Source organism: Streptococcus sp. E29BA (genome assembly GCF_041807805.1).
In the GTDB taxonomy this organism is placed as follows: Bacteria; Bacillota; Bacilli; order Lactobacillales; family Streptococcaceae; genus Streptococcus; species Streptococcus entericus.
Genome location: NZ_JBGTZA010000045.1, coordinates 1 through 11858, shown reverse-complemented (window position 1 = coordinate 11858; position 11858 = coordinate 1). Strand labels below are relative to the sequence as shown.

Sequence of the window (11858 nt, the reverse complement as noted above, 5' to 3'; positions counted from 1 at the left end):
AACAATTTGTTGCTTAAAGTCATCACTAAATTGACGACGGATTTTTCTAGACATAGAGTTCTCCTGTTTTCTTTAGTATAGAACACTTTATAAATTCTGTCTAGTTTAGTGTAACCGATTCATAATTTATTGATGCCATATGTTGTAATTGAATAATTAATCTTAGGAAGGAGTTTATATGGTTCTACTTGCTTCAGGTGTTATCGTTGGATTTATTGGTGCCTACTTATTGAAAGGATAGTCTTTCAATAAGTTAGAACCCACTTACAATAAACCGCACCCTAAAGTTAGACAGAAAAAATCTAACTTTAGGGTGCTTTTTTTATGACATTGAGTTGAGAAGATAAACAAAAGATTTATAGACTGAGAAAAATGGGCGACAAGATTCCTCTTAGCTAAGACATTTCCGTCAAATAGGTCAAACTCATAGACAAGTATGATATAATGGTAAACATGAATAACAAGATTTTAGACCAGTTAGAATTTGATAAAGTCAAGGCGGGTTTTGAACCTTATTTGCAGACGGAGCAAGGGCATGACCTCTTGCAAGAGCTTGCCCCTTTGACCAAGCGAGAAAAGATTGAACAGCGCTTTGTCGAGTTAGCTGATATGGCGCAACTATTTGTTCAGCAGCACCAGTTTGCAACTGGGTCAGCCAGGGATGTCTCCGACAGTCTACGTCGGTTGGAACTAGATGGTGACCTGAATGTTGATGAATTTATTCAAATCAAACGTATTTTACAGATAACCGCAGAATTGGGAAGGTTCTATGCGGATTTGGATAATGTTAATCTGACTGCCCTAGCCAATCTCTTTGACAAGTTGGAACAATTTCCTAATCTACAAGGGAGCCTACAGGCCATCAATGATGCAGGATTTATTGAGAGCTTTGCTAGCCCAGAATTGACCAGTATTCGCCGTCAACTGACGGACAATGAAGCCAAGATTCGTCAGGTGTTACAAGATGTGCTTAAAAAGCAAGGCGACATGCTAAGCGAACAGCTGATTGCCAGCCGTAATGGCCGCTCGGTACTCCCTGTCAAAAATAGCTACCGCAATCGCGTGGCCGGTGTCGTTCATGACATCTCATCATCGGGTAACACGGTCTATATCGAGCCGCGGGCAGTCGTTGAGCTCAACGAGACCCTGACTCAGTTGCGGGCAGATGAACGTCATGAATTGGCACGGATTTTGCATCAACTATCAGATATGGTACGTCCTCAAACCAGAGCCTTGCGCAATAATGCTTGGGTCATTGGTCAGCTGGATTTGATTCGCGCCAAGTACCTCTACATGATGGACAAAAAAGCCAGCATTCCCAAGCTATCTGGGGATAAGACCATCCGCCTGCTGGGGTTGCGCCATCCTCTTTTGACCAATCCTGTCGGCAACGACCTCCATTTTGAGGACAGCCTGACCGCTATCGTCATCACAGGACCAAACACTGGTGGTAAGACCATCATGCTCAAGACCTTAGGCCTTGCCCAACTCATGGCCCAGTCAGGCCTGCCGATTTTAGCAGATGAGGGCAGTCGGGTCGCGGTCTTTACTCAGATTTTCGCAGATATCGGTGACGAGCAGTCGATTGAGCAGAGCCTCTCAACCTTCTCTAGCCACATGACGACCATCGTGTCGGTATTGGAAAAAGCTGACGCAGACAGCTTGGTTCTCTTTGACGAGTTGGGAGCTGGAACTGACCCTCAGGAGGGGGCTAGTTTGGCCATGGCTATCTTAGAACACTTGAGGTTATCACAAGTGAAGACCATGGCCACCACCCACTACCCAGAACTGAAGGTCTACGGTATCGAGACAGCCTTTGTGGAAAATGCCAGCATGGAATTTGACATCAATACCCTTAGCCCGACCTATAAGTTTCTCCAAGGAGTACCTGGGCGATCAAACGCCTTTGATATTGCCAGACGTTTGGGACTAGCTGAGGTCATCGTTGCTGAGGCTCAAGGCATGACAGCTACGGATAGTGATGTGAACCGCATCATTGAAGAACTGGAACGGCAAACGCTAGAAACCCGTCGTCGTCTTGACCATATCCGAGAGGTGGAGCAGGAGAACCTCAAATTCAACCGTGCTGTTAAGAAGCTCTATAATGAATTTTCTCATGCCAGAGACAAGGAGCTGGAAAAAGCACAAGCTGAGGTGCGTGAGATGGTTGAACTTGCTCTGGCAGAAAGCGACAGCATTCTCAAAAACCTCCACGAGAAAAGTCAACTCAAGCCTCATGAGGTCATCGAGGCTAAGGGGCAACTCAAGAATCTAGCGCCGCCTGTCGATCTCTCTAAGAACAAGGTGCTCAAGAAGGCTAAGAAGGCGCGGGCAGCACGGGTCGGTGATGACATCATCGTTCGGGCTTATGGGCAACGAGGGACGTTGATTAGCCAGCTCAAGGACGGTCGCTGGGAGGCTCAAATCGGGCTGATTAAGATGACCCTCAAGGAAGACGAGTTCAACCTCGTTCGCGCGGATAGCATGGAACAGTCTAAGAAAAAACCAGTCACCGTCACCAAGAAAGTCTCTGGGCGCGACCCTTCAGCCCGCCTAGACCTCCGTGGCAAACGCTATGAAGAGGCCATGCTGGAACTGGACGAGTTTATCGACCAAGCGCTGCTCAACAATATGGCGCAAGTGGACATCGTCCATGGTATCGGAACAGGGGTCATTCGTGAAGCAGTTACCAAGTACCTCCGTCGCAATAAGCATGTCAAGAGCTTCGGCTATGCCCCGCAAAATGCTGGAGGCAGTGGCTGTACGATTGTGGTCTTGGGCTAAAAAAGAGAACTTCCACTTGGTTTTGGAAGTTCTTTTTAGCGTTGAGATCATCGGAGATTCGTCAAGATTGCTCTGGTCGTTGGGAAACCGCAGCCAATCTGATAGTGTATGCCTATTCCTTATGTTACAGTTTTTGTCGGACGTTTATGATAGTGAATGCTGCCCGCACTACAGGGGACTAATACAGAAAAAGCAAGACAGGGGCATCTATTCTTCAGATTGTTTGATGAGCCAGCTTCTTCGTAGCAAATTTTAGCAAAAATACTTTTTTTACGGTATAATGGTCTCATAAATCGTAAGGAGGCTATTTTTATGGCACATATTGTGACAGATGCAACGTTTGAAGCAGAAACTAGCAAGGGTCTAGTTTTGGTTGATTTTTGGGCGACTTGGTGCGGTCCTTGTTTGATGCAAGCACCGATTCTTGATCAACTATCTGAAGAATTGTCAGAAGATGAGTTGAAAATCGTCAAAATCGATGTTGACCAAAACCCTGCAACTGCTCAAAAATTTGGCATCATGAGTATTCCGACCCTCTTGTTCAAAAAAGACGGTCAGGTGGTTAAACAAGTCGCTGGTGTTCACACCAAAGAACAGCTTAAGGCCATCGTTGCTGAGTTGAGCTAATAGCAGAAAAACTGATCCATTGAGGTCAGTTTTTTTCGTGCTGATAGGCCGTCCACAGTTTTTTCTGCGGTGTGGCAAAAGGGTAAGTTTCAAAATCATCTGGGTGCACCCAGGCGGTTTCTTTATTTTTTGGGGACATGGCAGAGCTGACCTGCCCTGCGACCAAGGTCACATGCCATTTACGGTGGCTAAAGACATGGGTAACTGCTGGGAAGGTCTGTTCGCACCAGACGGGGGTCAAACCGTAATCTTTCTCAAAGCTGGTCAGGTCAGGTTGGGTCATCAGTTGAGATGATGTGGACTGAGTAAAAAGGTCTAACTGCTCTGCTATTGGCTTAGCCGACAAGAGCGGAAAAGACCAGAAGCCTGAAAGCAAGCCGCTGTCAGTATTCTTTTCGAGGAGATAGCGCCCCTTACCATCTCTGATAACAAAGGCGGTTAGGTGCAGAGGGACAGGCTTTTTCTTGGGTGCCTTGATGGGGTAGCGGTCGTAGGTGCCGTTGAGGTAGGCAGCATTGAAGGCTCGTATGGGGCTCTCGTCAGGTCGCGGGGTTTTAGCATGCTCGATGTCAGTCCCCAAGTCCATAAAGGCTTGATTGAAATCACCGGGACGGTCAGGGTCGATGAGGATTTCCATCAGGGCTTGAAAGATCTTGCGATTTTTTGGATCGCCGATGTCGTAGTCAACTTCAAAGAGTCTGGCTAGTACCCGCATGACGTTGCCATCTACAGCAGGCTCAGGCAGACCAAAGGCAATGCTTGAAATAGCGCCAGCGGTATAGGGACCGATGCCCTTGAGAGAGCTGATGCTCTCGTGGGTGTTGGGAAATCGCCCACCAAAGTCAGTCATGACTTGCTGTGCTGCTGCCTGCATATTTCGCACGCGCGAGTAGTAGCCAAGCCCCTCCCAAGCTTTGAGCAGCTTATCTTCTGGTGCTGCAGCCAAATCAGCGATGGTAGGAAACCACTCTAAGAAGCGCTCGTAGTAGGGGATAACCGTCACGACTTGGGTCTGCTGAAGCATGATTTCAGATACCCAAATCTTGTAGGGATCTGTTGTTCGACGCCAGGGGAGGTCACGTTTTTCACGGTCGTACCAAGCAAGCAGAGTGCGACGAAAGGCAGCAATCTTGTCTTCGTCCCACATCTGGATGCCGTAATCGTTCAAATTTAACATGGGTTTATTGTACCATAAATTGACGATGCGGGTAAATAAGATTAGCTGAACTGGAAAAGCTCAAATTTGTTGGTAATAAAATCCCCTGACATCAGATGATGTTAGGGGATTACTATGTGTAAGCTAGAGAGACACGACCTTCTCTTAACTACCGTGACCAAATCTCATCATAGTATTGTTGAATGGTACGGTCAGATGAGAAGAATCCTGCTTTGGCGATGTTGTGGATGACTTTCTTGTTCCAAGCTGCTTGGTCTTCGTAGTCAGCTAGAACTTGCTCTTTGGTGGCAATATAGTCCTTCAGGTCAATCAAAGTCATGAACCAGTCTTTGTTCAGTAGTTCTTGGTAGAGGCGGTTGAGGCGATCTGGGCTGCCCAGAGCCATCAACTCATCGCTGACGATAAAGTCAACCAACGGTTGAATAGCCTCGTCAACGTAATAGTCACGTGACACATAGCCAGCCTTATCATAGAGGTCAATGATGGTATCACTGTCTTGACCAAAGGTGTAGATGTTGTCCTGACCAGCCAGTTCTGCAATTTCAACATTAGCCCCGTCCATGGTACCTAGTGTTAGGGCACCGTTGAGCATGAACTTCATGTTGCCTGTACCAGACGCTTCTTTAGATGCCAGAGAAATTTGCTCTGAGATATCGGTAGCAGGAATCAGTTTTTCAGCCACAGAGACGTTGTAGTTCTCTACCAGATGGATGTTGAGGTAAGGGCTGACCTCAGAGTCATTGTTAATCAACTCAGACAAGCAGAGAATCAGGTGGATAATATCCTGAGCAATGGTGTAAGCAGGCGCAGCCTTACCACCGAAGATGACCGTCAGCTTACGCGCAGGACGATTGCCAGCCTTGATGCCCAAGTATTTATGAATCACGTAGAGGGCATTCATCTGTTGGCGCTTGTATTCATGGAATCGTTTGATTTGTGTATCGATGATGGAGTGTTCGTCTAAATCGATGCCCTTGTTGGCTTTGAGGTAGGCTTTAAGTGCCAACTTGTTTTGGAATTTGATGTCTGCTAAACGCTCTTGAACCGTAGTATCATCAGCGAAAGCCACTAATTTTTCCAAGGCTGTGGCATCGGTCAAGTACCCATCACCAATCAGTTCTTTGATGTAAGCAGCCAAAGGTTGGTTGGCAAACTCTAACCAGCGACGGAAGGTGATGCCGTTGGTCTTGTTGTTGAATTTCTCAGGATAAAGGTCGTAGAAAGCCTTGAGTTCACTTGCTTTGAGAATCTCTGTATGGAGCGCTGCAACACCGTTGACAGAAGTTGAGTAGTGAATATCCATGTGCGCCATGTGAACACGGTCGGTCTCGTCGATGACAGCGACGGCTGGGTCAGCGTACTTAGCTTTGACACGTGTATCAAGTTCCTTGATGATTGGCACCAAGTGTGGCACAACCTCATCTAGGAAGCTCAGTGGCCATTTTTCCAAGGCCTCTGCCAAGATGGTGTGGTTGGTGTAGCCGACCATTTGTGACACGACAGCAATCGCCTCGTTCATTCCAAAGCCATGCTTGTCTGTCAAGAGACGAATCAGCTCTGGAATCACCAAGGATGGGTGCGTGTCGTTGATTTGTACGTAAGTGTAGTCTGGCAAATCGTGCAGATTTGAACCGCGCTCAATCGCCTCGTCAATCAAGAGTTGGGCAGCATTTGACACCATGAAATATTGCTGGTAAATGCGGAGCAGTTCTCCATTTTTATCAGAATCATCAGGATAGAGAAAGAGCGTTAGGTTCTTTTGGATAGCTGTCTTGTCAAAGCTGATGCCATCAGTGATGAGGTCAGTGTCAACTTGTTTAATGTCAAAGAGATTGAGATAATTCTTGGTCTCTTTTTTATAGCCCAGAACAGCCATGCGTTTGAGGGTTGACGTCAGGGTAAAGTTAGCAAATGGCACCTCATAGCTGATATCGGTTGGGATTAACCAGCTGTCATCCTCAATCCAGAAGTTTGGTTGTGCATCTTGTTGATTATCCTTAAAGACTTGTTGGAAGAGCCCGCAGTGGTAGTTGAGACCAACGCCCTCACCGTTAATGCCAAGTGTTGAGATAGAATCGATAAAGCAAGAGGCCAAGCGACCCAAGCCGCCGTTACCAAGCGATGGTTCTGGCTCGATGTCTTCGATGGCGCTGATGGATTTGCCAGCAGCTGCTAGTTCAGCTTTGATACTGTCGTAGATACCTAGGTTAATTAGGTTGTTGGACAGGAGTTTTCCGATGAGAAACTCGGCTGAGATGTAGTAGACCTTACGCTTGCCATCGTTTTTAGGCAAGTCCTTGCTCATGTCTTTGACGTAGTTGAGCAAATGGGTGTAAATGTCCTTGTCAGACAATTGTTGTAGCTCTTGTGCAGTTTTGTTCTTGATATAGCTTGTAAAATTAGTCATTCTGTTCATTACCTCGTTGATACAATAGTGTAATCTTTTTCAAAAACTCTTTGTGTTCAGGGGTTAACTCTTCTGGCAACATCCGCCATTCCCAGTTGCCACCAACGGTTGACGGCAAGTTCATTCTGCTATCAGCCGGTAGATCGAGAATATCTTGCATGCTGGCAATGGCTGTATTGCTAACGGTCGCAAATAGCGTGCGAAGCATGGCGCGACTGATGTTCTCCTCATCGCGACGGTTGATGTAGCTGTTAACATAGTCTTTTTGCTCTTGAGTTAGGTTGTCGTACCAGCCGTTGACCACTTCGTTGTCATGAGTACCTGTATAAGCAAGGCTATGCGCAATGCAACGATGTGGGCTGTCTATGCTTTGCCCAGTTGTGTCGAAAAAGCCAAATTGCAGGATTTTCATGCCTGGGAAACCACAGTCTGCGAGGAGTTTCTTCGCACGGTCGTCGATATAACCCAAATCTTCAGCGATGATGGGTAAATTGTCTCCCAATGCTTCTTTTACAGCAGCAAAGAGGGCATAGTTAGGACCCGGATGCCACTTGCCATCATTGGCGGTTTCACCATCTCCATCGATTTCCCAATAGTCTGAGAAACCTTTGAAGTGATCAATCCGTAAATAATCATAGAGCTTAAAGCTCTCACGAATGCGGTAAATCCACCAAGCATAGTGGGTTGCTTCATGCGTCGCCCAGTCGTAAATCGGATTGCCCCAGAGCTGACCATCCGTGCTGAAATCGTCGGCTGGGCAACCTGCTAGAAAGAGGGGACGGCGTGCCTCATCCAACTTAAACAATTCTGGTTGTGTCCAAACCTCTACGCTATCCGCAGATACATAAATCGGCATATCCCCGATGATGCTGATGTGGTGTTCATTAGCATAAGCCTTTAGCCTGGCCCATTGGCTGAAAAAGAAATACTGCGTCGCCTGATGGTAGGCGATAACATCTGCCAGCTCTTCACGATAGCGGTTCAGGCTACTTTCTTCCCGTAAAATAGCAGAGCTATCCTCCCATTCTTGCAAGGCACGATTGCCAAAATGCTCTTTCAGAGCCATAAACTCTGCATAGTCAGGTAACCAAGATGCCTGTTCTTCTAGAAAGGCTTGATAGACTGATGTGACCTTGTCATCTGCGAGAAAGGCTTGCACAGCTTTTTCTAGAATCGGACGACGAGCTTCAAAAATTTGCGCATAATCAACCCGAGAAGGATTATCGCCAAAGTGAGCATCAGCATAGTCAGCTTTTTCCAACCAGCCCTCAGCTGCCAACAGGTCAAGATCAATCAGGTGCGTGTTCCCAGCGATGGCTGAAAAGGACTGATAAGGGGAGTCACCGTAGCTTGTCGTGGTCAGAGGTAAAATCTGCCAATAGGTCTGCTTGGTCTCTACAAGGAAGTCCACAAAATCATGAGCAGCCTGCCCGAAGGTCCCCACACCGTAAGGACTAGGCAAAGAAGTAATGTGCATTAAAACACCGCTTGCACGTTTGTCCATCATAAGTTCTCCTTTAGTCATGATAAGTCTAGTCTAACGCAACCGATTGCGTAAGTCAAGTCTTTTCTTAAAAATCTTAAGAAAAATTAGCGATTGTTACCAAAAGAAATCACCGATAAGTGACAACGGTGACTTCTTTTTATAGCTCGTTTAACTGGTTGAGGCAGCGTCACTTACTCGCCTCGCCTGCCTCAAACCGGATTTTATGTGCTTATTTTTCTCACTCTGCTTATGCGGCGGATTGGTTGAGTAAGCACATCAGCCGCAGTGGTAGCAGAAACGTTTTATCTCTTGTTTCAGGGACAAGACGTTAGCGATACAGGTCTCGAACACTTTCCCTTTCCTTTAGATTAAAGGGGACAATGACTTCTGTTGACGGTTGTTGCCTATCCTCGATAATATCTAGCAAGCGGATGAGACTTGTTTGTCCGAGTTGGGCAACATTGATGTCAAACGTTGTTAAGTAGGGATGAAGCATTTTTGAAAAAATCGAGTTATTGAAGGAAATTAAGGAAAGATCATCCGGAACACGCAAACCATAGAAGGATAGAAACTGAATGACTCGGATAGAGAGCAAATCACCGATGACAATCAGACCTGTGATTTTTTCTCTCTGTATCGTTTCAATGAGCAAATCTAAGGTTGCTGGATCTTTCCGGTCAAAGAGCAAGATGGGTTGAACTGGCAAATCGAGTTGCTCAATAGCCTGCTGGTAGCCTCGGTAACGGTCAAGACAGACACGGCTCGTTAAATCATCTGTGACAAACAATAGTTTTTTGTGTCCTTTGCGTTGAAGGTGTTTAACAGCCTCTTCCCCCATCAATTGGTTGTCATTGTCAATCGAAATTAAGTTTGGATCTGCCTCTATCGGTGTTCCGACAACCACAAATGGAATGTTATGGCTGCTTAAATAATGTTGAACAGGGTCATCTTTTTCAGAGTATAGGATTAAAAACCCATCAGCTCTTTTTTGGCGGTACATCAGTTTCACCTGTTCAGCTAAATCTTCAACGGAATTACTGGTGGCAATCGACACCGTAAAGCCCTGTTGTTTGGCTTGATCGTTTATTGCCGTCAAAATTTCCATGAAAAAGGGTTCGCTAACCCGATCAGGGGTGGTCAGCGGTGGCAAAACAACCCCCACACACTGAGTCAGTCCGCTTGCCAGCATCTGGGCGGCCCGATTGGGCACATACCCCAAATCGTCCATCGCTTGGCGCACACGTTCTTTTGTTATTTGAGAAATAGCAGAGCTGTCTTTCAAGACTCGGCTGACTGTCGAAGCATTTACACCAGCCCTCTTTGCCACATCCTTAATTGTTACCATAATCATGAACCTCCTGATGCTTATTTTACCTTATTTGAGAGGGGTAATGCAACCATTTGGTTCAGCTATTAAGAGATTAGTTTCAAGCAGAATGCGTCCCAAGCCTCCAGTTTCATCTGGTCGAGGTCTTCAGGGAGAACAGTGTTGGCGATAATAAGCTCATCGATGCCAGCAGGTAGCGAGAGGTGCTGAACCTGATCAGAGAGGTTAACGACCACAAGATAGGTACTGCTCTGCCATTGACGAGTATAGGCGAAGACTTGATCAGGCGTATCGAGGAGGTTGTAATCGCCGTAAATCAGCCAGTCAGCCTCTAGGCGCAAGCGAACCAGCTGTTGGTAGGTGTAAAAGATCGACTGCTTATCCGCCAGTGCCTGAGCGACGTTGATGGTCTGGTGGTTAGGGTTGATAGGTAGCCAGGGCTGCCCTGTGGTGAAGCCAGCCTGTTGCCCAGCTGTCCACTGCATTGGCGTGCGGGCATTGTCACGACCAATCATGCGAATCTGGTCAAGGGTAACGTCATTTGACTGGCCAGCCTGTCTAGCTTCTGTCAGGTAGTTGAGGCTTTCGATATCGTTGAGCTGGTCAACAGTTGTGAATGGGAAATTCGTCATTCCAATCTCTTCCCCCTGATAGATGTAAGGTGTTCCCCGCATCAGATGAAGCAAGATAGCGAAGGCTTTAGCTGATTTTTCACGGTAAGTGCCCGTATCTCCCCAGATAGAGAGGATACGTGGCAGGTCGTGATTGTTCCAAAAAAGCGAGTTCCACCCCTGTCCGACAGGCAACTCGGTTTGCCAACGTGACAGAACGGTTTTTAGTTTAGGGACATCAAGTTTGGTATAATGCCACTTGTCTTTATCTGTTTCGTGCTGGAGACCGATGTGTTCAAACTGGAAGACCATGGACAGCTCCTTGCGGTCTGGTGCAGAGTAGAGTTTCGCCCGTTCAGGATTGGCGCCCCAGGTTTCTCCTACTGTCAGTAAGTCTGGGTCGGTCAGGCAGGCTTGGTGCATTTCCTGCAAATAGTCATGGAGCTTGGGACCGTTGTTGCCAATGAGTTGGTCAGGGACTTTGCCAATCATGTCGATGACGTCCATCCGAAAACCTGAAATGCCCTTGTCAATCCAAAACTGCATCATCTGGTAAATCTTTTGACGCAATACGGGGTTTTCCCAATTGAGGTCAGGTTGCTTACGACTGAAGAAGTGGAGGTAGTAGGCTTGAGTTTGCTCGTCATAAGCCCACGCAGAACCGCCAAAAACTGAACTCAGTTCATTTGGCTCATTTGCCCAGATGTAAAAGTCGTGCTCAGGACTATCTGGTTGCTGACGGGCTGTCACAAACCAAGCGTGCTCATCGGAGGTATGGTTGACCACCAAATCCATAATAATGCGAATACTACGTTTTTTGGCTTCAGAAAAAAGTTCTTCCATGTCCGCCATGCTACCAAATTCTGCTGCAATGGCTTCGTAGTCAGAAATATCATACCCATTATCGTCCATGGGACTTTGGTAAACAGGTGAGAGCCAAATGGCGGTGATGCCAAGCTCTTTTAGGTAATCTAACTTGCTGATGATACCCGGTAAGTCACCGATACCATCACCGTTACTGTCCATAAAGCTCTTGGGATAGATCTGATAAACAGTGGCACGGTGCCACCAGCGTTCAGTCATGAGATTTTCTGTCATGAAAGGTCTCCTTTAAATTATGATTTGATGCCATTATAACTTTTTTTTGCCAACTAAGCAAACGGTTGCGTGAAAAAGTTAGTTCCTAAGTGACAAAGAAGAGTCGTAAGGGTTAATTCGGAACTAAATTTTTTTTAATTTTTTCAAAAAAACTACTTGACATTTTGAGCAAGCGGTTGCATAATAGAGGTATCATTATCTGTTTAATACTGTAATGCCCCGTTACCGCAACAATTCAGATAAAAAGAAGAAAGAAGGAATGACATGACAACATTAAAACTGAACAGCCTTTACAAGAAGTACCCAAACAGTGACTTCTACTCTGTTGAGGACTTTGATTT

Annotated in this window: 7 protein-coding genes; 2 read left to right on the top strand and 5 right to left on the bottom strand. The window is 46.4% G+C overall.

Annotated features, from left to right (window positions below; genetic code table 11):
- Window positions 1–453 precede the first annotated feature (453 nt).
- Window positions 454–2784, top strand: a complete 2331-nt coding sequence (locus ACERC8_RS08995) for an endonuclease MutS2 (RefSeq protein WP_373659554.1) — start codon at window positions 454–456, stop codon at window positions 2782–2784.
- Window positions 2785–3096: 312 nt separating this feature from the next.
- On the top strand, window positions 3097–3411 hold the full coding sequence (gene trxA, locus ACERC8_RS08990; RefSeq protein ID WP_373659553.1) for a thioredoxin: 315 nt from the start codon (window positions 3097–3099) through the stop codon (window positions 3409–3411).
- 25 nt (window positions 3412–3436) lie between these two features.
- Here trxA and mutY read toward each other — a convergent pair whose 3' ends face one another.
- From mutY to ACERC8_RS08965, 5 genes are all read right to left on the bottom strand, one after another.
- Window positions 3437–4588 carry an A/G-specific adenine glycosylase gene (mutY, locus tag ACERC8_RS08985; protein ID WP_373659551.1) on the bottom strand — a complete coding sequence of 384 codons (1152 nt, stop codon included), beginning with the start codon at window positions 4586–4588 and terminating at the stop codon, window positions 3437–3439.
- Window positions 4589–4736: 148 nt separating this feature from the next.
- Window positions 4737–6995, bottom strand: coding sequence for a glycogen/starch/alpha-glucan family phosphorylase (gene glgP / locus ACERC8_RS08980; protein WP_373659550.1), 2259 nt, complete (start codon window positions 6993–6995; stop codon window positions 4737–4739).
- A complete protein-coding gene (malQ, locus tag ACERC8_RS08975; protein ID WP_373659556.1) occupies window positions 6988–8499 on the bottom strand; it encodes a 4-alpha-glucanotransferase in 1512 nt (503 codons plus the stop codon). The genes glgP and malQ overlap by 8 nt, the downstream gene beginning before the upstream one ends.
- Before the next feature lie 310 nt (window positions 8500–8809).
- Complete coding sequence (locus tag ACERC8_RS08970; RefSeq protein WP_373659549.1) at window positions 8810–9826, bottom strand: LacI family DNA-binding transcriptional regulator; 1017 nt, start codon at window positions 9824–9826, stop codon at window positions 8810–8812.
- 68 nt (window positions 9827–9894) lie between these two features.
- Window positions 9895–11502 (bottom strand): alpha-glucosidase, encoded by a 1608-nt coding sequence (locus ACERC8_RS08965; RefSeq protein WP_373659555.1) that lies wholly within the window; start codon window positions 11500–11502, stop codon window positions 9895–9897.
- Window positions 11503–11858 lie beyond the last annotated feature (356 nt).

What these genes read in the sequence shown, in the direction of transcription:
- ACERC8_RS08970 (WP_373659549.1), bottom strand. Translation starts at nt 9,826, where the DNA reads ATGGTAACAATTAAGGATGTGGCAAAGAGGGCTGGTGTAAATGCTTCG.
- malQ (WP_373659556.1), bottom strand. Translation starts at nt 8,499, where the DNA reads ATGGACAAACGTGCAAGCGGTGTTTTAATGCACATTACTTCTTTGCCT.
- trxA (WP_373659553.1), top strand. Translation starts at nt 3,097, where the DNA reads ATGGCACATATTGTGACAGATGCAACGTTTGAAGCAGAAACTAGCAAG.
- ACERC8_RS08965 (WP_373659555.1), bottom strand. Translation starts at nt 11,502, where the DNA reads ATGACTGAACGCTGGTGGCACCGTGCCACTGTTTATCAGATCTATCCC.
- ACERC8_RS08995 (WP_373659554.1), top strand. Translation starts at nt 454, where the DNA reads ATGAATAACAAGATTTTAGACCAGTTAGAATTTGATAAAGTCAAGGCG.
- glgP (WP_373659550.1), bottom strand. Translation starts at nt 6,995, where the DNA reads ATGACTAATTTTACAAGCTATATCAAGAACAAAACTGCACAAGAGCTA.
- mutY (WP_373659551.1), bottom strand. Translation starts at nt 4,588, where the DNA reads ATGTTAAATTTGAACGATTACGGCATCCAGATGTGGGACGAAGACAAG.